We start from the raw sequence: 21,523 nt of genomic DNA, 5'->3' as shown, positions 1-21,523 counted from the left end.
AAAACGCGTGCCGAGCCCGTAAGTCATTGAGTTACGGGCTGCGCATCTTATCGCAGGCGGAGGGAATCAGCCTTGGAAGATTGTGCGGTTATTCGTCCAGCAGCGTAACTTTGCCGATATACGGCAAATGACGATAGCGCTGTGCGTAGTCGATACCGAAGCCGACCACGAACTCATCCGGAATGGTAAAGCCGACAAACTCGACCGGCACCTCAACTTCACGACGCTCCGGCTTATCCAGCAGCGTGCAGATCGCCAGCGATTTTGGCTCACGCAGCTGCAGAATTTCACGCACTTTGCTCAGGGTGTTACCGGAGTCGATGATGTCTTCGACGATCAGCACATCTTTGCCGCGAATGTCTTCATCGAGATCTTTGAGGATTTTCACGTCGCGCGTGGAGGACATGCCGCTGCCGTAGCTGGAGGCGGTCATGAAGTCGACTTCGTGCGCGACATCAATGGCGCGGCACAGGTCTGCCATAAACATGAAGGAGCCGCGCAGCAGGCCGACCAGCACCATTTCGCTGCCGCTGTTGCGGTAGTGCTCGCTGATCTGCTTGCCCAGTTCGGCAATACGGGTTGCGATCTCCTGCTCAGAGATCATCACGTCGACGGTGTGTTTCATTGCATTCGCCTAAGAAGGTTTTCAGAAAGCCGCGCATTCTATCATAGTCGACGCACAGGCTAACGCCGCGCACAGAACGCAAACGTTATCGTGGCGAAATTTATTGCGCTGGCGTTAACTGTAAGCATCCTGCCCGCTCTCTCTGGAGATCCCTATGGCCGCTTCATCAGGTAAAAAAACGCAGATCGGCACGCGTGAACTGCATCCGGAAACGCAGATGCTTAACTACGGTTACGATCCGCGCCTGTCAGAAGGTGCGGTGAAGCCGCCGGTGTTTCTGACGTCAACCTTTGTGTTTAACAGCGCCGAAGAGGGCAAAGAATTTTTCGATTTCGTTGCCGGTCGCCAGCAACCGCCGGCGGGCAAAAGCGGTGGGCTGGTCTATTCCCGCTTCAACCATCCTAACAGCGAGATCGTCGAAGATCGGCTGGCCATTTATGAAGGTGCCGAAAGCGCCGCGCTGTTCTCTTCCGGCATGTCGGCGATTGCCACCACGCTGCTGACCTTTGCCCGTCCCGGCGAAGTGATCCTGCACTCGCAGCCGCTGTACGGCGGCACCGAAACGCTGCTGAGCAAAACGCTGCACGATCTGGAGATCAAAGCGGTGGGGTTCAGCGACGGCACCGACGAAGATAAAGTGTATGAGGCCGCGAAGCTGGCGTGGCAGCGCGGGCGCGTCGCGATGATTCTGATTGAAACGCCGGCCAACCCCACCAACAGTCTGGTAGATATCCAACTGATGCGTCAGGTGGCAGAGGTGATCACCCAGCAGCAGGGCTCCCGGCCGATTCTCGCCTGCGACAACACCCTGCTCGGCCCGCTGTTTCAGCGTCCGCTGCAGCACGGCGCGGATATCTCGCTCTACTCGCTGACCAAATATGTCGGCGGTCATTCCGATTTGATTGCCGGCGCCGCGCTGGGCAGCCGGGCGTTAATTAACAAGGTGCGTTCGCTGCGCAGCGCGATTGGCACCCAGCTCGATCCGCACTCCAGCTGGATGATTGGCCGCTCGCTGGAAACGCTGTCGCTGCGCATGGAGAAAGCCGCCAGCAATGCGGAAAAGGTCGCGGCATTTTTACGCGATCACGCGCAGGTGGCGAAACTGCACTGGTTGCCCTATCTCGACGCCAGCAGTCCGGCAGGAGAAACCTGGCAGCGCCAGTGCAGCGGTGCCGGTTCCACCTTCTCCTTTGATATCGAGGGCGGCCAGGCTGCGGCATTCCGCTTTCTCAACGCGCTGGCACTGTTCAAACTGGCGGTGAGCCTCGGCGGCACCGAGTCGCTCGCCAGCCATCCCGCCAGCACCACCCATTCCGGCGTGCCGCAGGAGGTGCGGGAGCGCATCGGCATCACCGACGCGACGGTGCGCCTGTCGATCGGCATCGAACATGCTGATGATTTGATTGAAGATATTCGCCTGGCGCTGGAAGCGACCGTCAGCTCACCGTAAAGCCCAGCATCATGCCGGTATCTTCATGCTCCAGCAGATGGCAGTGCGCCATATAGGCATTTTCAGTATCGGCGACGTAGTTGAAGCGCACCAGCACTTCACTGCGCCAGCCGTTGACGCTGACCATGTCTTTCCAGCCGGCGCGATGCGCCGCAGGCGGCTTGCCGTTCTCGGAGAGAATGCGGAACTGCGTGCCGTGAATATGGAACGGATGCAGCATGGCGTCGCCTTCGCCGGAGATGGTCCATTTTTCATACTTGCCCAGCGGCACGGCAAACATGGGCTTTTCCATGTTAAAGGCCTGGCCGTTGATTTTGTTGCCGTTGTGGAAATCATATGCGGCGCTGCTGGCGTGGTTACCCTGATCCATCGCCATATCGCCGTGATCCATGTTGCCATGATCCATCGCGCCATGGTCCATGTTCATGCTGCCGTGATCCATCGCTTTGCCCGCGCCGTGCTGGCTGCCCATCGCTTTGGCACCGTAGCGCTGCTGCAGCGCCTGCATGCCCTGCTGATCCAGCTGCGGATCCATCATCAGCTGCAGCCAGCGGCTCTGCAGCCCTTCCGTTGCCGGCAGCGGCGGCACATCCACCAGCTGGTCCGGCAGCGTACCGCTGGCCATCACGCGCAGCGGCAGAATCTGCACCAGCGGCAGCGGCTGATCGAACGGCGCCAGCGTCATGCCCATCTGCGTGACCGGCAGCGTTACGATATCGAAGGTTTTGCCGTCTGAAGTATCCACCAGCACTTCAAAGCGCTCGCCCGGCAGCAGCGGCAGGCTCTCCACCTTCACCGGTTCAGCCAGCAGGCCACCGTCGCTCGCCACCACGTACAGCGGACGTTTATCGCTGGCGGCGATGTGCAGCGAACGCGCATTGCAGCCGTTGAGCAGGCGTAGCCGCAGCCAGCCGCGCGGCACCGCGTGCTGCGGATACGGCACGCCATTGGTCAGCATCAAATCGCCAAACCAGCCCACGGCGGCGCGCATGATATCCAGCTGATAATCGATACGCGTGCCGTCCTGAGTGAGCTGCTTATCCTGGAAAATCAGCGGCACATCATCTTCGCCCCACTGCATCGGCAGCCGCAGCTTGCCGGACGCCTCATCTTCCAGCAGTACCAGCCCCGCCAGCCCCTGCGCCACCTGATAGCCGGTTTTGCCGTGCTGATGCGGATGGAACCAGCAGGTCGCCGCCGGTTGATCGGGGGTAAAACTCACCTGACGCGTGGCGCCGGGCGCAATCAGCGCCTGCGGACCGCCATCCACCGCGCCGGGAATTTCCAGCCCGTGCCAGTGCAGCGTGGTGGCTTCCGGCAGGCGATTATGAATATTGACGGTGACGCTTTTCTCACGCTGCAGGCGCAGCGCCGGGCCGAGCAGGCTACCGTTGTAACCCCAGGTTGGGACGGATTTGCCGTTCCACTGGCTGCTGCCGGTCATGGCGGTCAGCGTGTACTGGCCGTGTGCATCGGGCTCCAGCAGCGACGGGATGGGCAACAGCGGGCGCGTAGCGGCCATCAGCGAGCGGCTCCAGAAGGGCAGCGCGCCGGCTGCACTGAGGGCGGCAGTCAGCTTGAGAAAATGACGACGTTGCATATTCATATCCTTATCGTGAATAGGGGCACAGCGTAAACCTTTCCCCTGCGGGAGGGTCAAGCGATGAAAGCGCCCGCCGGGATAAAAAACGCGCCAGTGGCCCATTTAGCCAAATTTAGCGGAATCCCGGCAATAACTGTGTTAACGTCATTAAATTGTCCCTTGTTGAGAACGATTATGACGAAAAGCATCAAGATCCTGCTGCTGGCGGGACTCCTTGGCTTCTCCTCCACCAGTTTTGCCCTGAGCGAATCCGAAGCAGAAGATCTGGCTGACCTCACCGCGGTGTTTGTCTATCTGAAAAATGATTGCGGCTATCAGGATCTGCCCGACGCGCAGATTCGTAAAGCACTGGTGTTTTTTGCCCAGCAAAACCGCTGGGATCTGAGCAATTACAGCGCTTACAACATGAAATCCCTCGGTGAAGAGAGCTACAAAGATTTGAGCGGTATCGCCATCACCAACGACAAAAAGTGTAAGTCGCTGGCGCGCGATTCCCTCAGCCTGCTTGCCTACGTGAAATAATCCTCCGCCCTGCGCTGCTGTTAACGCCCTGACCGTGCAAGCACGGTCATAATTCGTTATGCTTTTTTCTGGCATTATTGCGCGTTAACAGCATAAGGAGCGCTCCGGCATGGCCGACAAAGAGACCTGGCATGAGACGCTGCATAGCGGCTTTGGCCAATATTTCAGCGTAGACAATCTGCTATACCGCGATAAAACCGCGCATCAGGATCTGGTGATCTTTGAGAACGCCGCGTTTGGCCGCGTGATGGCGCTGGACGGCGTGGTGCAAACCACCGAGCGCGATGAGTTTATCTATCACGAAATGATGACGCACGTGCCGATTCTGGCGCACGGCAACGCCCGGCGCGTATTGATTATCGGCGGCGGTGACGGCGCGATGCTGCGTGAGGTCGCCCGGCATCAAAGCGTTGAGCACATCACCATGGTGGAAATTGATGCCGGCGTGGTGAATTTCTGTCAAACCTATCTGCCTAACCACAGCGCCGGCGCTTACGACGATCCGCGTCTGCAGCTGGTGATCGACGATGGCGTTAACTTCGTCAGCCAGACGCAGGAACGGTTTGATGTGATCATCTCCGACTGTACCGATCCAATCGGTCCCGGCGAGAGTCTGTTCACCTCGGCGTTTTATGCCGGCTGCAAACAGGCACTCAATCCCGGTGGCGTGTTTGTCGCGCAGAACGGCGTCTGCTTCCTGCAGCAGGATGAAGCGGTCAACAGCCACCGCAAACTCAGCCACTATTTCGCTGACGTCAGCTTTTATCAGGCGGCGATTCCGACTTACTACGGCGGCATCATGACCTTCGCCTGGGCGAGCGATAATCCGGCGCTGCGCCAGCCGGACCTTGCGACGCTGCAGTCACGTTTTGCCGCAGCCGGACTGCCCTGCCGTTACTACACACCCCAGCTGCACATCGGCAGCTTTGCCCTGCCGCAATATCTTTTAAACGCACTCAGCTGACCTCAGGAGGTGAACCCAATTGCAAAAGCTAAAACTACATGGCTTCAATAATCTGACCAAAAGCCTGAGTTTTTGTATCTACGACATTTGCTATGCCAATAGCGAAGCCGAACGTGATGGCTATATTGCCTATATTGATGAGCAATATAACGCCAACCGCCTGACGGAAATCCTCACCGAGACCTGCTCAATCATCGGTGCTAACGTGCTGAATATCGCGCGCCAGGATTATGAGCCGCAGGGTGCCAGCGTGACGATTCTGGTCAGCGAAGAGCCGATCAATCCGCAGGATATCGATAATTCCGAGCATCCCGGCCCGCTGCCCAGTTCGGTGGTCGCGCACCTCGACAAGAGTCACATCTGCGTGCACACCTATCCGGAGAGTCACCCGGAAGGCGGTTTATGTACCTTCCGCGCCGACATTGAAGTCTCGACCTGCGGCGTGATTTCGCCCCTGAAGGCGCTGAATTATCTGATCCACCAGTTGGAGTCGGATATCGTGACCGTGGATTACCGCGTGCGCGGCTTCACCCGCGACGTCAATGGCGTGAAGCATTTCATCGACCATGAGATCAATTCCATTCAGAACTTCATGTCCGAGGATATGAAAGCGATGTACGACATGGTGGACGTTAACGTTTATCAGGAAAACATCTTTCATACCAAGATGTTGCTGAAAGAATTTGATCTGAAGTATTACCTGTTCAACACCAAACCTGAAGAGCTGAGCCCGCAGGAGCACAAGCGCATTACCAATCTGCTGTGGAAGGAGATGCGTGAGATTTACTACGGACGCAATATTCCGGCGACGGGATTGAAGTTGTTATAACTCAGCGCCAGCAGTGGGTGAAGGCTGCGCCGCGGTAGCGCAGCGCACGTCATTCACCCGCTGATGCGGGCAGCACATTTACGCGGTCAGCTGCAGGCCAATGCCGCGCTCGCGCAAATCACGGCATACCGCTTCATCAAGGCGGGAATCTGTCACCACATCGGTCAGGCTATCAATCGGTGCCGCGCAGTACAGCGACCATGAGCCATATTTACTGCTGTCGGCCAGCAGAATGCGCCGGCGCGCGTTGGCCAGCAGATCCATCTTCAGCCCGGCTTTGTCTTCGGTCGGCGTGGTAATACCGCGCTCAATACTCCATGAGTTACAGCTGACAAACGCAATGTCCGGATTGATGCTGCGCAGCAGGCGCCGGCCGTGCTCACCAATGCACGACTGGCTGGAGTCGTCGATGCGGCCGCCGATGATGGTGGTCTCAATCTGTTTAAACTCCGACAGAAACAGCGCGATGTGCAGATCGGCGGTGATCACCCGCAGCTGCAAATGGGTCAGCTGTCGTGCCAGTTCCAGCATGGTGGTGCCGGCATCCAGCACCACCGCATCGCCGGACTGCACATAGCTGGCGGCGAACTGCGCGATGGCCTGCTTCTCCGCCAGGTTACGCTGCATCTTCTCCAGCGTGGTCGGCTGCGTCGGGATAAAGCGGTTCAGCGTGACGCCGCCGTGGCTGCGGCTAATCACCCCTTCCTTGTCCAGCTTAATCAGATCGCGGCGAATGGTGGCTGGCGAAGCAGAAATGGCGCTCACCAGCTGTTCAACAGTGACCAGATTATGACTTTTGAGATAGTCCATAATCTGGTCGAGACGGCTTTGTCCCTTCATATTTCCCTATGCAAGCTGCATCGCGAGTTTAATCGAGATCGCCATGCTCGCAGAGTTCGCTTTACCTGTCCAGGCGATATCAAATGCCGTGCCGTGGTCGGCGGAAGTGCGGATAAACGGCAGTCCCGCCGTGATGTTGACGCCATCGTAAAAACCAAGCAGTTTCAACGGGATATGCCCCTGATCGTGGTACATCGCCACTACCATATCGTACTGCCCCTGCTGGCACTGTAAAAACACCGTATCCGGCGGGCACGGCCCATAGACATCAATGCCCTGCTGCTTCATTGCCTGGATCGCTGGCGTCACCGTGGTGATCTCTTCATCACCAAACAGGCCATTCTCGCCCGCGTGCGGATTGACCCCGGCGACGGCGATGCGCGGTTGGTCATAGCCCACGCGGCGCAGGAAGCGGTCAGCCATGCCGATCACCGTCTGAATACGTTCGCCGTTCAGCGTGTCGAGGAACTTACGCAGCGCGATGTGCGTGGTCACGTGGATCACTTTCAGATGGTCGGTATACAGCACCATGGCGTAATTTTTGGTCTGGGTCAGCTGCGCCAGCAGTTCGGTATGGCCGGGATAAAGGTGGCCCGCCGCGTGCAGCGCCTCTTTGTTCAGCGGGGCGGTGGCAATCGCCTGCACGTCGCCCGCCAGCGCCAGTTCGGTGGCGCGCTTCACGCAGCGCCAGGCCAGATCGCCAGCCTGCTTCTGTACCTTGCCCGGCTGCAGCGCATCAGGATCGGCCAGCGGCTCATCGATGACGTTAATGATGCCCGGTGCGAAATGCGCATCCTGCACGCTGTCCAGCACGCGCAGCTCGGCGTGCGGCGTAATGTTCAGCGCCAGCACCCGACGCAGCGTCGCGGCACAGCCGACCACCACCGCCGGAATGCCCGCCAGCTCCCCTTCCGCCAGCGCTTTAATGATGATTTCCGGGCTGATGCCCGCCGGATCGCCCATGGTCACCGCAATAGTGTTATTCACTCGACTTCTCCTCAATAAAACGAATGGCTTCTGCCAGGGTGTTTTCATCACCAAAGCCACCCGCTTTGGTCATCACCGGCAGGTGTAATTCACTGTTAAGCAGAACCCCGTACGGCACACAGCCCGCCACCTGGCCCTGAATCTGAAAGCCGCTGGCCCCGAACGCCTGCGCCACTGCGATGGCCACGTCACCGCCGGAAAGAAACAGGCCGGCAGGCTGAATGTGCGCGCAGACGGCGCGCGTCAGCTGCGCCAGAAACTGGCAGATGCGCTCGCCGAGCTGCTGGCGCGTAATCTGCTGCTGCTGACACAGCTGCGCAATCGCGTGGCGCTGGTCAGCCTGTTGCGTGGTGCGCACCACACAGTGCACGCCCTCGCGCAGCGCCTGGACCATCGCCTGCTGCCAGGCTGCCGCCTGCGGCCATGCCGGTGTGGCAAACAGCTGGCAAATATCAATATCAATCAAGCGGATGTCACGCTGGCTGGCGAGCCGGGCGATTTGCTGCTGCGCCATGGCGCTCATCGAACCGACTATCGCCAGCACCGGGCGAGAGGGTCGCGCAGCAAGATGCGCACCCAGCGCATCGCTTAACCCGGACGCGCCGACCAGCAGCGGACGTTCCGGCAGCGTCGCGGCAGCCGCGATAATGGCGTCGATATCCGCCTGCTGTTCCGCGTCCAGTACCAGCAGGCCCTGACTGGTCGCCAGCCGTGCGGCCAGCGTGCCACTGCGTACCGTGGCAAGATCGATCTGCTCGCCCGGCAGATCGCATTGCATCTGCAGGCGCGTCAGCACGTTACTGCTGGTCACCGGGGTTTTAGGATCGCTGGCAAATTCGGTGTCGATCAGGCGCTGTTGATGGATCCACACTTCCCCGCCGCGCGTGATGCGGCCCAGCTTAGGCACCGCCGGCACCACCAGCGCCAGCCGTTTCGCGCTGACCTGCAGCGCGGCCGCCACCTCAGCGCCTGGATTGCCGCGCAGCGTTGAGTCAATCTTCTTAAACAGCCAGTCGTGTTGCGCTATCTGCTGATGCGGCTGCATGGCGGCATGCGTGCGGCTGGCGGCTTCCGCTGCGCTGACCGCGCGGCTATCGGTGCTGATCACCAGCACATCCGCAGCGCCGGCCTCCGGGGGTGTCAGGTTATTGAACAGCACGTGGACGCGCGCGCCGGCCAGCGCGAAACCGCTGCCTGCGTCATTGGCGCCGGTAAAATCGTCGGCAATCACCAGAACGGGCGTTTTCCATGGCGATGAAGTCATTATCTCTCCTGTCACGGCCCCTTGTCGTGCTGCATTTGATTATATTCAATCATGATTGATTATATGTGAGCAAGATCAAATTAATTGAAATCGATATCGCCTATAAATTTAGCCTCAGAAAGGGATACATCCCGCACAGTATTGAGCAAACCTAATCATAATGTGCAAAACCGTTATAAGGGCATGACATGAATATCAACAGCACCGTGATCAGTGGCTATCAGGCTCTGAACGATCTCAGCTATTTACTGCAGGATAAGCAGAAGGCGTTGCTGGTCACGGATAAAAACATTCTGGGTATTCCGGCGGTGCAGGCGCTTATCGCCCGGCTGCAGCAGCAGATCGCCAGCCTGAGCCTGGTTGATACGGTGCCGCCCGAACCGAGCCAGCATGATGTGGCGGCGATTGTTGCGGCGCTGCCGCACGGCGACGTCGATCTGGTGATCGGCATTGGTGGCGGCAGCGTGCTGGATGTGGCGAAGCTGCTGTCCGTGCTGTGCGTGGCCGATGCGCCAACCCTGACGGCGCTGCTGGCCGGTGAGAAGCCGCACACGCGTACCGCTTCTTTACTGATCCCGACCACGGCCGGCACCGGCTCGGAAGCCACGCCCAATGCCATCCTTGCCATTCCGGAGAGAGAGACCAAGGTCGGTATTATTTCGCCGGTGATGCTGCCGGACTACGTGGCGCTGATTCCGGAACTGACCACCAGCATGCCGGCGCACATCGCCTCGTCGACCGGGATTGATGCGCTGTGCCACCTGATTGAGTGCTTCACCGCCACCGTGGCCAATCCGGTGAGTGATAACTATGCGCTGATCGGCATGAAAAAGCTGTTCGCCAGCCTCGAAAAGACCCTTGCCGAACCGGACAACCTGGAAGCACGGCTGAATATGTTGTGGGCGTCCTACTACGGCGGAGCGGCGATCGCCCATGCCGGGACGCACCTGGTGCACGCCATGTCGTATCCGCTGGGCGGCAAGTATCATCTGCCGCACGGCGTGGCCAACGCCATTCTGCTGGCGCCGTGCATGCAGTTTGTGCGTCCGGCGGCGGTGAGCAAGTTCGCGCAGGCCTACGATCTGCTGCCGGATGCCGATAGCGCACTGGATGAAGAGGCCAAATCGCACGCGCTGGTGGCCTATTTCGCCGCGCTGGTGCAGCGCCTTAAACTGCCGGCCAGCCTGGAAGCGCTGGGCATCGGGCCGGATCATCTGCCGTATCTGGTCGAAGCCGCGCTGGACGTGCAGCGCCTGATGAAGAATGTACCGATGAAAGTCAGCGCCGACGATGTGCGCAACGTCTACCTGACGCTGTTTCCGGCGTTAAATCACTCAGCATGAGCGGGGAAATCATGAGCAACACCATTCAGGGCGTACTGACCGCCATCGTCACCACTTTTGATCGCGACGGAGCCTATAATCCTGCAGCGCAGCGTGAACAGATTCGGCGTCAGCTGAGCGCCGGTAACGGTATTTTTTGCGGCGGCACCAACGGGGAATTTTTCGTGCTGAACGAGCAGGAGAAGCTGGCGGTGACCGAGACCTGCGTCGACGAAGTAAACGGCAGCGCACCGGTGGTGGCGCACATTGGCGAGATCTCGACGCGTGAGACTATCCGGCTGGGCAGGCAGGTGGCAAAGCTGGGCGTGGATGCCGTCTCGGTGATCACCCCTTACTTTGTCCCGCTTAAACAGGAAGAGCTGATTGATCACTACCGCGCCGTGGCCGACGCCCTCGACGTCCCGCTGTTTCTCTACAACATTCCGGCGCGCACCGGTAATACGCTGCAGCCGGAAACCGTGCGTACGCTGGCAGCGCATCCCAACATCATTGGCATCAAAGACAGTGCCGGCAGCTACGAAAGCCTGAGCGGCTTTCTGCAGGCAGCGGCAGGTATTGCGCATTTCAACGTGCTTAACGGGCCGGATTCACTGATTCATCAGGGCTTTGTCGATGGCTGCTCCGCCTGTATTTCCGGGCTGGCTAACGTGGCACCGAAAGAGATTAACGCCATCTGGGCGCGCTTCCATGCCGGCGACATCGCCGGGTCGCGCGCCGCTCAGGAGAACGTCACCGGCCTGCGTACCGATCTCTACAGCATTGGTTTTTCCCCGGCGGCGGTGAAAAAAGCCGTGGCGCTGCTCGGCTATGAGGTCGGCGACAGCCGCTATGCGGTGCGCTTCTCTGCGGAGGAAGAGCAGAAGATCCGCCAGATCGTGAATCAGTATTTGCAGTAAAGCCAGTAAATTCAAAGCACTTACCGCACGCAGCTGTGGTAGCGGCGCGATTCATCTCGCAATACAGGCGCCGCTCCCCCTGCCGCCATCAGGCTGGCGGGGCGGATTCAGGCAGCGATGGCTGCTGTTATTAACACCGGGACGCATTTGCTATGAAAGTCATCTGTACTTCACCTTCGTTCGCCCGCTATGACGCCGCGCCGATCGACACACTGCGCCAGCAGGGCTTTGAGCTGATTACGCTGCCCGCCGACGCGCCGCTCAGCGCGCTGGCGCCGCATCTCGCCGACACCGTCGCCCTGATCGTGGCCTTCACCGAGGTCAACGATGCGCTGCTGTCGCTGGCACCGCAGCTGAAAATTGTCTGCAAGCACGGCGTAGGCGTCGATAACATCGACCTCGACGCAACCCGTGCGCGCGGTATTTACGTGACAAACGTGCCGGACGCGAACAAACACGCGGTTGCCGATTTCGCCTTTGCGCTGATTCTCAATAGCGCGCGCCAGATCACCACCGCCGCAATAGAGACCCGCGCCGGCCACTGGCCGCGCATTTTTGCCACCGACGTCTACGGCAAAACGCTCGGCATCATCGGCCTGGGCAATATCGGTAAGCAGGTGGCACTGCGCGCTAAAGGCTTCAATATGCGCATCCTCGCCTTCGATTTTTACCCCGATGACGCCTTCGCCGCCGAACACGGCGTGACGTTTGTCAGCCTCGATCAGCTGACGGAGCACAGCGACTTCATCACCTTACATATGCCGCTCACCGACCAGACGCAAAACCTGTTCGACGCCGCGCGCCTGAAGCGCATGAAGAAGAGCGCGTTTCTCATCAACGCGTCACGCGGTGGCGTGGTGAATGAGCAGGATCTCTACCAGGCATTGCAGGATAACGTGATTGCCGGTGCGGCGGCGGATGTCTTTGTGCAGGAGCCGCTGGCGCAGCATCCGCTGTTCACCCTGAGTAACTTTATCCCCACGGCGCACCTTGCCGGTTATACCGACGGTGCCATCAGCGCCATTGGTGAACGCTGCGTGACGCAGATTGTGCAGTGTATAAAACAGGGCGAACGCCCGATGAATATCATGAACGGGCTGGCCTGACGCCGCCCTCCTCTGTCACCCTTTTCGCGTGGATAATGATTATGACCAACACCGCACGCTCAACACGCATCAGATGGTGGATCGCCGGCCTGATGTGGCTGGCCATTGCCATTAACTATATTGATCGTACCGTACTCTCTGCCGCCGCACCGCACCTGATCACCGAGCTCGACATCAATCCGGAGATGATGGGCTTTATCATGGCGGCATTTTTCTGGTCCTACGCGCTGTTGCAGATCCCGGCAGGCTGGTTTGCCGACCGCTTCGGCCAGAAAAAAGGCCTCGGAATCGCTGTCGGCTGGTGGTCGATTGCCACCATGGCGATGGGGCTCGCCACCGGCTTTAAATCGCTGCTGGCGCTGCGTCTGGCGCTCGGCGTGGGTGAAGCGGCGGCTTATCCCAGCAACGCCGGTATTACCGCGCGCTGGTTCCCGGATCGCGAGCGCGCCACCGTCTCCGGCCTGTTCGACAGCGCATCAAAATTTGGCGGGGCCGTCGCCATGCCGCTGATCGTCTTTATGATCGCGCTGTTCGACTGGCGTCTGACCTTTCTGGCGATTGGTGCCGTCGGGCTGATTTGGGTCATCGCCTGGTACTTCATTTATGCCGAGAACCCGGAAGACCACAAAGCGATCAGCACCGATGAAGTGCGCCTGATCCGCGATGGCCAGGCGCAGAAGCACGGCGATAAGAACGTGCGGCCGATGAAGTGGTACAAGCTGCTGCGCTACCGCAACATCTGGGCGATGTGTATTGGCTTCTTCACCATCAATTACACCTCCTACTTCTTTATCACCTGGTTGCCAACCTACCTGGTGAAAGACAAAGGGATGGATTTCCTGAAAATGGGCATGGTGGCGGCGCTGCCGCTGATCTGCGGCATGGTAATTGAAGTGCTGGCGGGCTGGGCGTCGGACCGTATGGTGCACAAAAAAGTGCTGTCGCTGACCGCCACGCGCAAGCTGTTCCTGACGATTGGCCTGCTGATGGCGCTGTGCATCGGATTCGCGCCGTTCACCGATTCCGTGTTCATGACGGTACTGCTGCTGTGTATTGCCAAGTCCGGCACCACCGTCGCGGCATCTCAGGTGTGGGCGCTGCCGGGCGATGTTGCGCCCACCAACAGCGTGTCAATTGTTGCCGGGCTGCAGAATACCGTCTCCAATATGGGCGGCGCGGTCGGGCCAATCATTACCGGCGCTATCGTCGGTGCCACCGGCCACTTTACCTGGGCGCTGGTGTTCTCGGCGGTGCTGGTGGTGATCGGCATCCTTAACTACCTGTTCCTGCTTGGCAAGGTCGAACCGATTGTGGATGAAGGACCTTTATCCCACGCCCGTTCCGCCATTAACGGCGTGTAACCTGCGCAACGGCAGTGGCGCCCCGGCTGCGGGCGCCCGTTAACGGCCGGCCATAAACCGGCGATAAGCAGCAATCACCGCAAGAAAATCCTCCACGCCGCAGAACGACAGGCTCTCCTCATCGTAATAAGTCATGCCCTCTTCCAGGCCGTCATCCTCTAACGCCAGCTGATTGGCGCGGATCATCACCTCTTCCTCATCCAGCCACAGCGTATATTCGTGCCCGACGCGCTGCCACTGCTGCTGCGTGCCTTTGACTGCACGCACCGCGGCTTCGACTTCATCCAGCAGCGCAAAGTTCTCTTTCACTTCTTCATTGAACCAGTGCCCCACCGCTTCGTGGTCCATCGACATGCGCACCCGGACCTGACCGGTCACGTCACGCAGAAATTCATATTCCATGTTGGCCTCATACCAGTGGCGCGCCAGACGGCACGCTTTCGTGCATTTTGTGCGCAGCGCGCGCAAGAAAGTGGGATCGCGCTCGCATTATGCCTGGAGACGGCGAGGGAAAAAAGCGCATAAAAAAAGGGACGATGCGCTCGTCCCTTTTTCACTGGCAGGCGTATTTTACACCGCGGTCTGGAAAATCACTCCGTCCGCTTTTTCGGTGTACTGGCCCAGCTGATCGAAGTTCAGGTAGCGGTAGGTGTCGGCAGCGGTTTTATCCACCTGCACCATAAACTGCTGATACTCGTCCGGCGTAGGCAGTTTACCCAGCAGGGAAGCGACCGCGGCCAGCTCGGCTGATGCCAGGAACACATTGGCACCGGTACCCAGACGGTTCGGGAAGTTACGGGTCGAGGTGGAAACCACCGTCGCGCCGTCTTTCACGCGCGCCTGGTTACCCATGCACAGTGAACAGCCCGGAATCTCGATACGCGCACCGCTCTTACCAAAGACGCTGTAGTAGCCCTCTTCTGTCAGCTGCGCGGCATCCATCTTGGTTGGCGGCGCTACCCACAGGCGGGTTGGCAGCTGGCCTTTGTGTGCGTCCAGCAGTTTACCTGCCGCACGGAAGTGACCGATGTTGGTCATGCACGAACCGATGAACACTTCGTCGATCTTCTCGCCCTGCACGTCAGACAGCCAGCGCGCGTCGTCCGGATCGTTCGGCGCACACAGGATTGGCTCTTTGATTTCCGCCAGATCGATTTCGATTACCGCTGCGTATTCCGCATCGGCATCGGCTTCCAGCAGTTGCGGATCGGCCAGCCATTTTTCCATGCCCTGAATACGGCGCTCCAGCGTACGACGGTCGCCGTAGCCTTCGGAGATCATCCACTTCAGCAGTACGATGTTGGAGTTCAGATACTCGATGATCGGCTCTTTATCCAGCTTGATGGTACAACCCGCCGCAGAACGCTCGGCCGAGGCATCGGTCAGCTCAAATGCCTGCTCAACTTTCAGCTTCGGCAGACCTTCGATTTCCAGCACGCGACCGGAGAAGATGTTTTTCTTGCCTTTCTTCTCAACGGTCAGCAGACCCTGCTTGATGGCGTACAGCGGAATCGCGTGCACCAGATCGCGCAGCGTGATGCCCGGCTGCATTTCGCCTTTGAAGCGCACCAGCACTGACTCCGGCATATCCAGAGGCATTACGCCCGTCGCTGCGGCAAACGCCACCAGACCAGAACCGGCCGGGAACGAGATGCCAATCGGGAAGCGGGTGTGTGAGTCACCGCCAGTGCCGACGGTATCCGGCAGCAGCATACGGTTCAGCCAGCTGTGAATCACGCCATCGCCCGGACGCAGCGAGACACCGCCACGGTTCATGATGAAGTCCGGCAGCGTGTGGTGTGTGGTGACATCGACCGGCTTCGGATAAGCGGCAGTGTGACAGAAGGACTGCATCACCAGATCGGAGGAGAAGCCCAGACACGCCAGATCTTTCAGTTCATCACGGGTCATTGGACCGGTGGTGTCCTGAGAGCCGACCGAGGTCATTTTCGGTTCACAGTAGGCGCCAGGACGAATCCCTGCCACGCCGCAGGCGCGGCCCACCATTTTCTGCGCCAGCGAGTAACCACGGTTACTTTCGGCCACATCTTTGGCTTTGGTGAACACATCGCTGTGCGGCAGACCCAGCGACTCACGCGCTTTGGTGGTCAGGCCGCGACCGATAATCAGCGGAATACGGCCACCGGCGCGCACTTCATCCAGCAGCACGTCAGTTTTCAGCGCAAAGGTCGCCAGCAGTTCATTGGTCTCGTGATTGCGTACTTCACCCTTGTAAGGGTAAACGTCAATCACATCGCCCATGTTCAGGCGCTCAACGTCGAGTTCGATCGGCAGCGCGCCGGCATCTTCCATGGTGTTGAAGAAGATCGGCGCGATTTTACCGCCGAGGCACAGACCGCCGCCTTTTTTGTTCGGCACATACGGAATGTCGTCACCCATGAACCACAGCACTGAGTTGGTCGCGGACTTACGTGAAGAACCGGTACCAACCACGTCACCGACGTAAGTCAGCGGGAAGCCTTTCTGCTGCAGAGCTTCAATCTGTTTGATCGGGCCAACGTTGCCAACATCGTCGGGTTCGATGCCGTCACGTGGGTTTTTCAGCATCGCCAGCGCGTGCAGTGGAATATCCGGACGTGACCATGCATCCGGCGCCGGAGAAAGGTCGTCGGTGTTGGTTTCGCCGGTCACTTTGAACACGGTGGTGGTGATTTTTTCTGCCAGCTTAGGACGCTTAAGGAACCATTCTGCATCAGCCCAGGACTGGAGGATTTTCTTCGCGTGGGGATTACCCGCTTTGGCTTTCTCTTCGACGTCGTAGAAGTTATCGAACATCAGCAGCGTGTGGGACAGTGCTTCAGCGGCAATCGGTGCCAGGGCCTCATCGTCAAGCGCCTCGATCAGCGCATGGATGTTGTAGCCGCCCTGCATGGTGCCCAGCAGTTCGACTGCTTTTTCACGAGTGACCAGAGGAGAGTGGGCTTCGCCCTTTGCGATAGCTGCCAGGAATCCGGCTTTTACATACGCCGCTTCATCAACACCCGGCGGGACACGGTTGACCAGCAGGTCAGTCAGGAATTCTTCTTCACCCGCTGGCGGGTTTTTCAGCAGTTCAACCAGCGCGGCCATTTGGGAAGCATCTAACGGCTTAGGTACGATTCCCTGGGCAGCACGCTCGGCAACGTGCTTACGGTATTCTTCTAGCACGACGTTCTCCTCGCTCTCATTGTATAGCTTTCCGGTGCACCTGTTGATGCTGTCAAACAGTAGGGTGAGGTGCCCGGTTCTGCGTCGGCCAGCATAGCAGGATTTCGGCTGATTGTTAATCCGTTTACAAAAAAGCAACATCCGCGCGTTATTTAGCAGATTTGTCTGCGCTTTGCGCCAGGAGACAAGCCAGAGCGGCTCTGGTAGTGCCTGTTCGCGCCTGTGCCGATAGCCAGTGGAACCAGGTGGTAGCGCGTAATTTGTCGCCTCCGGCCTTCACACCGCGAATCCATAACCTGCAATCCCCTTTCGGGCCGGTTCATTCACTTTTGGTTATGTGCTGATGCGCTGCACTAAACGGCTACCGTTTAACTTCCCACACACGTTTTCCTGAGGAAAAATTAATACCACAACACCTGATAAATATTGAACGCAATGCTTTGTGCACATTTAATGAATTATCAACGCAGTGCATGGTTAAATTAACCTTTAAATTTAGTTATTCAATTAAAATACACCCTTAAAAAATAACTGCGATTTAAAAAAGAGATAAAAAATAAAAGAGGAAATGATAAATAAATAGCGTAGACTGCCTGCGGGCGCTTGAGGCTATCTGCCTTAAGATCTGCAAAAGAAATTGAGGTGGATGGTGGAAGGTGAACCGTGCGATTAATTTTCATTAACCGCACGGGTGAGCCACTACCCAAAACACCCAGACAGTGTCAGGGTAGTGGCTTGCTCGTGCTAATGCAAGGAGTAAGTGACTATGAAGGTGAAATTCAGCACGCTGATTATCAGCGGGCTCATCCTGTTAGGTTTATGCCTGGCAAATCGCAGTTCACTGTGTGAATTACGACTGCGGATATTCGCGGCTGAATTATCGGCTGTCATGGCTTACGAAGCACAACAGTAAACTTCAATAGCGGAGGGTCTCCTCCGCTATTCCGGCAACGTTTAACGTGTTGCTCCTGCGCCCGCTTTTATCTATTCAACTTACGTTTTCAATTAATACAAAAACGGCTCCTTACAGGAGCCGTTAATTAACCTAAGCCTAAGGCGAACTTATTTCTTTTTCGCTTTCGGATTTGGCAGGTCAGTAATGCTACCTTCAAACACTTCCGCCGCCAGGCCAACCGATTCGTGCAGGGTTGGGTGCGCGTGGATGGTCAGCGCGATATCTTCGGCATCACAACCCATCTCGATAGCCAGACCGATTTCACCCAGCAGCTCGCCGCCGTTAGTACCGACAATCGCGCCACCAATAACACGGTGCGTCTCTTTGTCGAAGATCAGTTTGGTCATACCGTCTGCGCAGTCAGACGCGATAGCACGGCCCGATGCCGCCCACGGGAAGGTGGACACTTCGTAGCTGATGCCTTTCTCTTTGGCTTCTTTCTCGGTCAGACCCACCCAGGCCACTTCTGGCTCGGTGTAGGCGATAGAAGGGATCACTTTCGGGTCGAAGTAGTGCTTCAGACCGGAAATCACTTCTGCCGCCACGTGACCTTCGTGCACGCCTTTGTGCGCCAGCATTGGCTGACCGACGATGTCACCGATAGCATAGATGTGTGGCACGTTGGTGCGCATCTGTTTGTCGACGCGGATAAAGCCGCGATCGTCCACTTCCACGCCTGCTTTGCCAGCATCCAGACCTTTACCGTTCGGTACACGGCCAATCGCCACCAGCACTGCGTCGTAACGCTGTGGTTCAGCCGGCGCTTTTTTACCTTCCATTGATACGTAGATACCGTCGTCTTTCGCTTCTACCGCGGTGACTTTGGTTTCCAGCATCAGGTTGAATTTCTTGCTGATACGCTTGGTGAACACTTTCACCACATCTTTATCGGCGGCCGGGATCACCTGGTCAAACATCTCGACCACGTCGATCTCTGAACCCAGCGCATGATAGACGGTACCCATCTCCAGACCGATGATGCCACCGCCCATAACCAGCAGACGCTTCGGAACTTCTTTCAGCTCCAGCGCATCGGTAGAGTCCCACACGCGCGGATCGTCATGCGGAATGAAGGGCAGTTCGATAGGACGCGAGCCAGCAGCAATAATGGCGTTGTCGAAGTTGATGGTGGTTGCGCCGCCCTCTCCTTCCACTACCAGCGTGTTAGCACCGGTGAATTTACCCAGACCGTTGACCACTTTCACTTTGCGGCCTTTTGCCATGCCAGCCAGACCACCGGTCAGCTGAGTGATGACTTTCTCTTTCCAGGTACGGATTTTGTTGATGTCAGTCTGCGGCTGGCCAAACACGATACCGTGCTCTTCCAGAGCTTTAGCTTCTTCGATGACTTTCGCCACGTGCAGCAGCGCTTTTGACGGGATACAGCCGACGTTCAGACAGACACCGCCGAGGGTGCTGTAGCGCTCTACCAGTACGGTTTCCAGACCTAAATCAGCGCAACGGAAGGCTGCAGAGTAACCTGCAGGACCTGCCCCAAGTACCACGACTTGAGTTTTAATCTCTGTACTCATCATGACCTCTTGTTAGATTGCCGGCGGTCAAAAGCGACCCTTTCCCAGGCTCTTGATGCCCTATCTCCACCGGGACATTTCACCGCGAGAGTTTACAGAATTGTTAACAAACTGCCAACCGCGGCAACTCCGAATGCTTACAACAAGGCCGGCATTTGCCGGCCTTGATTAACGTCACATCACCAGACGGCGAATATCAGACAGCATATTGTTAATGATGGTGATGAAGCGCGCACCATCCGCACCGTCGATGACGCGGTGGTCGAACGACAGCGAAATCGGCATCATCAGGCGCGGAGCGAACTCTTTGCCGTTCCACACCGGCTCCATCGCCGACTTAGACACCCCGAGGATAGCCACTTCCGGCGCGTTAACAATTGGCGCGAAGTGCGTGGTGCCGAGGCCGCCAAGGCTGGAGATGGTGAAGCAGCCGCCCTGCATATCGCTGGCGGTCAGTTTGCCATCACGCGCTTTCTTCGACGTCGCCATCAGCTCACGCGACAGCTCAGTGATGCCTTTCTTGTTCACGTCTTTGAACACCGGAACCACCAGACCGTTTGGCGTATCCACCGCCACACCGATGTTGATGTACTTTTTCAGCGTCAGCTTCTGACCATCTTCCGACAGCGAGCTGTTGAAACGTGGCATCTGCTCCAGTGCCGCGGCGACCGCTTTCATGATGAACACCACCGGGGTGAACTTCACATCCAGCTTGCGCTTCTCGGCTTCCGCATTCTGCTGCTTACGGAACGCTTCCAGATCGGTGATATCGGTTTTGTCGAAGTGAGTCACATGCGGAATCATTACCCAGTTACGGCTCAGGTTAGCACCCGAGATTTTCTGGATACGACCCAGTTCCACTTCTTCGATTTCACCGAACTTGCTGAAGTCCACTTTCGGCCATGGCAGCATGCCCGGAATACCGCCGCCTGCGGCCGCAGCCGGTGCCGCTTCAGCGCGTTTCACCGCGTCTTTCACGTAAGCCTGCACGTCCTCTTTGAGGATGCGACCTTTACGGCCGGTGCCTTTGACTTTCGCCAGGTTAACACCGAACTCGCGCGCCAGGCGACGAATCACCGGCGTGGCGTGCACGTAAGCATCGTTTTCAGCAAATTCGCTCTTCGCATCGGCTTTCGCCGCTGCTGGCGCAGGTGCAGCAGCCGGTTTGGCTTCTGCAGCTGGTGCGGCTTCCTGTTTCGCTGCAGGTGCCGCAGCAGTCGGCGCAGCGCCTTCTACTTCGAACACCATGATAAGCGAACCGGTGCTGACTTTATCGCCGGTAGCCACTTTCAGCGCTTTAACCGTACCGGCAAACGGCGCCGGAACTTCCATTGACGCTTTATCGCCTTCCACCACGATCAGTGACTGCTCAGCCTCAACTTTATCGCCTACTTTGACCAGCACTTCGGTGACTTCCACTTCGTCGCCGCCGATATCCGGGACGTTAACGTCTTTGGCACCCGCAGCCGCGGCTGGCGCGGAGGCCGCCGCTTCTTTCACGGCAGGTTTGGCAGCCGCTGCTGGCGCCGCGCCTTCGGCTTCAAAGATCATGATCAGTGAACCGGTGTTCACCTTGTCGCCTGTGGCGATTTTGATCTCTTTCACCACACCGGCAAACGGTGCAGGCACTTCCATGGACGCTTTGTCGCCTTCGACGGTGATCAGCGATTGCTCAGCCGCCACTTTGTCGCCCACTTTAACCAGAATTTCGGTGACTTCGACTTCATCGCCGCCGATATCCGGTACGTTAACGTCTTTCGCTTCGCTGGCGGCAGCCGCAGCAGGTGCGGCTTCCGCTGGTTTCTCTTCGGCGGCCGGTGCCGCAGCAGCTGCACCTTCGGCGTCGAAAATCATGATCAGTGAACCGGTATTCACTTTGTCACCGGTCGCGATTTTGATCTCTTTGACCACGCCGGCCTGCGGCGAAGGCACTTCCATCGAGGCTTTATCGCCTTCCACGGTGATCAGCGACTGTTCGGCTTCAACCTTGTCGCCCACCTTGACCAGAATCTCGGTGACTTCAACTTCGTCTGACCCGATATCCGGTACGTTAATTTCGATAGCCATTACTCTCTTAC

Annotated in this window: 18 protein-coding genes; 9 read left to right on the top strand and 9 right to left on the bottom strand. The window is 57.9% G+C overall.

The genetic code is table 11. The annotated features are described in order from the left end of the window. Window positions 1–88 precede the first annotated feature (88 nt). Entirely contained in the window at window positions 89–625 is a 537-nt protein-coding gene (gene hpt / locus KOL70_RS15905) for a hypoxanthine phosphoribosyltransferase (RefSeq protein ID WP_021507522.1), read from the bottom strand. A 154-nt stretch (window positions 626–779) separates the two neighbouring features. Between hpt and KOL70_RS15900 the strand changes: the two genes are divergently transcribed. Continuing rightward, window positions 780–2,075: a cystathionine gamma-synthase family protein gene (locus tag KOL70_RS15900; protein WP_215480891.1), complete on the top strand. Its 1,296-nt coding sequence runs from the start codon at window positions 780–782 to the stop codon at window positions 2,073–2,075. Here the strand turns inward: KOL70_RS15900 and cueO are convergent. Then, window positions 2,062–3,675 (bottom strand): multicopper oxidase CueO, encoded by a 1,614-nt coding sequence (gene cueO, locus KOL70_RS15895; protein WP_141496262.1) that lies wholly within the window; start codon window positions 3,673–3,675, stop codon window positions 2,062–2,064. The genes KOL70_RS15900 and cueO overlap by 14 nt on opposite strands. Window positions 3,676–3,852: 177 nt before the next feature. Between cueO and KOL70_RS15890 the strand changes: the two genes are divergently transcribed. The 3 genes from KOL70_RS15890 to speD all read left to right on the top strand — a co-directional run bounded on the left by KOL70_RS15890 (window position 3,853) and on the right by speD (window position 5,993). After that, the gene (locus KOL70_RS15890) at window positions 3,853–4,200 is read left to right on the top strand and encodes a YacC family pilotin-like protein (RefSeq protein ID WP_021507525.1); all 348 of its coding nucleotides are present in this window, start codon (window positions 3,853–3,855) and stop codon (window positions 4,198–4,200) included. 109 nt (window positions 4,201–4,309) lie between these two features. Then, entirely contained in the window at window positions 4,310–5,164 is an 855-nt protein-coding gene (gene speE, locus KOL70_RS15885) for a polyamine aminopropyltransferase (protein WP_141496261.1), read from the top strand. Window positions 5,165–5,183: 19 nt separating this feature from the next. Further along, window positions 5,184–5,993 carry an adenosylmethionine decarboxylase gene (gene speD, locus KOL70_RS15880; RefSeq protein WP_021507527.1) on the top strand — a complete coding sequence of 270 codons (810 nt, stop codon included), beginning with the start codon at window positions 5,184–5,186 and terminating at the stop codon, window positions 5,991–5,993. A 78-nt stretch (window positions 5,994–6,071) separates the two neighbouring features. On the opposite strand, the gene KOL70_RS15875 is transcribed toward speD, so the two are convergent. Genes KOL70_RS15875 through KOL70_RS15865 form a run of 3 tightly spaced genes read right to left on the bottom strand, consistent with a single transcriptional unit; the run spans window position 6,072 to window position 9,084 of the window. Further along, a complete protein-coding gene (locus tag KOL70_RS15875) occupies window positions 6,072–6,833 on the bottom strand; it encodes a DeoR/GlpR family DNA-binding transcription regulator (RefSeq protein ID WP_022547144.1) in 762 nt (253 codons plus the stop codon). Window positions 6,834–6,839: 6 nt separating this feature from the next. Beyond that, complete coding sequence (locus KOL70_RS15870; protein WP_216864062.1) at window positions 6,840–7,868, bottom strand: D-threonate 4-phosphate dehydrogenase; 1,029 nt, start codon at window positions 7,866–7,868, stop codon at window positions 6,840–6,842. Beyond that, window positions 7,813–9,084: a four-carbon acid sugar kinase family protein gene (locus KOL70_RS15865; protein ID WP_021507529.1), complete on the bottom strand. Its 1,272-nt coding sequence runs from the start codon at window positions 9,082–9,084 to the stop codon at window positions 7,813–7,815. Before KOL70_RS15865 ends, KOL70_RS15870 begins: the two co-directional genes overlap by 56 nt. Window positions 9,085–9,272: 188 nt before the next feature. On the opposite strand from KOL70_RS15865, the gene KOL70_RS15860 reads away from it, so the two are divergent. The 4 genes from KOL70_RS15860 to KOL70_RS15845 all read left to right on the top strand — a co-directional run bounded on the left by KOL70_RS15860 (window position 9,273) and on the right by KOL70_RS15845 (window position 13,790). Then, window positions 9,273–10,427, top strand: coding sequence for an iron-containing alcohol dehydrogenase (locus KOL70_RS15860; RefSeq protein WP_215480889.1), 1,155 nt, complete (start codon window positions 9,273–9,275; stop codon window positions 10,425–10,427). A gap of 11 nt (window positions 10,428–10,438) precedes the next feature. Next, on the top strand, window positions 10,439–11,323 hold the full coding sequence (locus KOL70_RS15855; protein ID WP_127833687.1) for a dihydrodipicolinate synthase family protein: 885 nt from the start codon (window positions 10,439–10,441) through the stop codon (window positions 11,321–11,323). A 152-nt stretch (window positions 11,324–11,475) separates the two neighbouring features. Then, window positions 11,476–12,429, top strand: coding sequence for a phosphoglycerate dehydrogenase (locus KOL70_RS15850; RefSeq protein WP_215480887.1), 954 nt, complete (start codon window positions 11,476–11,478; stop codon window positions 12,427–12,429). A gap of 41 nt (window positions 12,430–12,470) precedes the next feature. Then, window positions 12,471–13,790: an MFS transporter gene (locus tag KOL70_RS15845; RefSeq protein ID WP_215480885.1), complete on the top strand. Its 1,320-nt coding sequence runs from the start codon at window positions 12,471–12,473 to the stop codon at window positions 13,788–13,790. Window positions 13,791–13,829: 39 nt separating this feature from the next. Here KOL70_RS15845 and yacL read toward each other — a convergent pair whose 3' ends face one another. Together yacL and acnB are read right to left on the bottom strand one after the other, a co-directional pair. After that, window positions 13,830–14,192 (bottom strand): protein YacL, encoded by a 363-nt coding sequence (gene yacL / locus KOL70_RS15840; RefSeq protein WP_031279698.1) that lies wholly within the window; start codon window positions 14,190–14,192, stop codon window positions 13,830–13,832. A 168-nt stretch (window positions 14,193–14,360) separates the two neighbouring features. Continuing rightward, window positions 14,361–16,958, bottom strand: a complete 2,598-nt coding sequence (acnB, locus tag KOL70_RS15835) for a bifunctional aconitate hydratase 2/2-methylisocitrate dehydratase (RefSeq protein WP_088516643.1) — start codon at window positions 16,956–16,958, stop codon at window positions 14,361–14,363. Between the two features lie 766 nt (window positions 16,959–17,724). On the opposite strand from acnB, the gene KOL70_RS15830 reads away from it, so the two are divergent. Beyond that, window positions 17,725–17,871 (top strand): Hok/Gef family protein, encoded by a 147-nt coding sequence (locus tag KOL70_RS15830; RefSeq protein ID WP_021314460.1) that lies wholly within the window; start codon window positions 17,725–17,727, stop codon window positions 17,869–17,871. A gap of 149 nt (window positions 17,872–18,020) precedes the next feature. Here KOL70_RS15830 and lpdA read toward each other — a convergent pair whose 3' ends face one another. Then, window positions 18,021–19,445, bottom strand: coding sequence for a dihydrolipoyl dehydrogenase (lpdA, locus tag KOL70_RS15825; protein WP_058759502.1), 1,425 nt, complete (start codon window positions 19,443–19,445; stop codon window positions 18,021–18,023). Window positions 19,446–19,619: 174 nt separating this feature from the next. After that, complete coding sequence (gene aceF / locus KOL70_RS15820; RefSeq protein WP_215480884.1) at window positions 19,620–21,512, bottom strand: pyruvate dehydrogenase complex dihydrolipoyllysine-residue acetyltransferase; 1,893 nt, start codon at window positions 21,510–21,512, stop codon at window positions 19,620–19,622. Window positions 21,513–21,523 lie beyond the last annotated feature (11 nt).

Source organism: Pantoea sp. B270 (assembly GCF_018726825.1).
GTDB classification, from domain to species: Bacteria; Pseudomonadota; Gammaproteobacteria; order Enterobacterales; family Enterobacteriaceae; genus Pantoea; species Pantoea dispersa.
Note: the sequence above shows the minus strand (reverse complement) of the source record. Positions and strands in the feature narration are given on the sequence as shown.

Excerpts from the sequence above, each read along its gene's own strand:
- KOL70_RS15870 (WP_216864062.1), bottom strand. The coding sequence starts at position 7,868 with ATGAAAACACCCTGGCAGAAGCCATTCGTTTTATTGAGGAGAAGTCGA.
- KOL70_RS15890 (WP_021507525.1), top strand. The coding sequence starts at position 3,853 with ATGACGAAAAGCATCAAGATCCTGCTGCTGGCGGGACTCCTTGGCTTC.
- KOL70_RS15850 (WP_215480887.1), top strand. The coding sequence starts at position 11,476 with ATGAAAGTCATCTGTACTTCACCTTCGTTCGCCCGCTATGACGCCGCG.
- KOL70_RS15855 (WP_127833687.1), top strand. The coding sequence starts at position 10,439 with ATGAGCAACACCATTCAGGGCGTACTGACCGCCATCGTCACCACTTTT.
- KOL70_RS15875 (WP_022547144.1), bottom strand. The coding sequence starts at position 6,833 with ATGAAGGGACAAAGCCGTCTCGACCAGATTATGGACTATCTCAAAAGT.
- KOL70_RS15830 (WP_021314460.1), top strand. The coding sequence starts at position 17,725 with ATGAAGGTGAAATTCAGCACGCTGATTATCAGCGGGCTCATCCTGTTA.
- KOL70_RS15865 (WP_021507529.1), bottom strand. The coding sequence starts at position 9,084 with ATGACTTCATCGCCATGGAAAACGCCCGTTCTGGTGATTGCCGACGAT.
- cueO (WP_141496262.1), bottom strand. The coding sequence starts at position 3,675 with ATGCAACGTCGTCATTTTCTCAAGCTGACTGCCGCCCTCAGTGCAGCC.
- yacL (WP_031279698.1), bottom strand. The coding sequence starts at position 14,192 with ATGGAATATGAATTTCTGCGTGACGTGACCGGTCAGGTCCGGGTGCGC.
- KOL70_RS15860 (WP_215480889.1), top strand. The coding sequence starts at position 9,273 with ATGAATATCAACAGCACCGTGATCAGTGGCTATCAGGCTCTGAACGAT.
- hpt (WP_021507522.1), bottom strand. The coding sequence starts at position 625 with ATGAAACACACCGTCGACGTGATGATCTCTGAGCAGGAGATCGCAACC.
- aceF (WP_215480884.1), bottom strand. The coding sequence starts at position 21,512 with ATGGCTATCGAAATTAACGTACCGGATATCGGGTCAGACGAAGTTGAA.
- KOL70_RS15900 (WP_215480891.1), top strand. The coding sequence starts at position 780 with ATGGCCGCTTCATCAGGTAAAAAAACGCAGATCGGCACGCGTGAACTG.
- speE (WP_141496261.1), top strand. The coding sequence starts at position 4,310 with ATGGCCGACAAAGAGACCTGGCATGAGACGCTGCATAGCGGCTTTGGC.
- lpdA (WP_058759502.1), bottom strand. The coding sequence starts at position 19,445 with ATGAGTACAGAGATTAAAACTCAAGTCGTGGTACTTGGGGCAGGTCCT.
- KOL70_RS15845 (WP_215480885.1), top strand. The coding sequence starts at position 12,471 with ATGACCAACACCGCACGCTCAACACGCATCAGATGGTGGATCGCCGGC.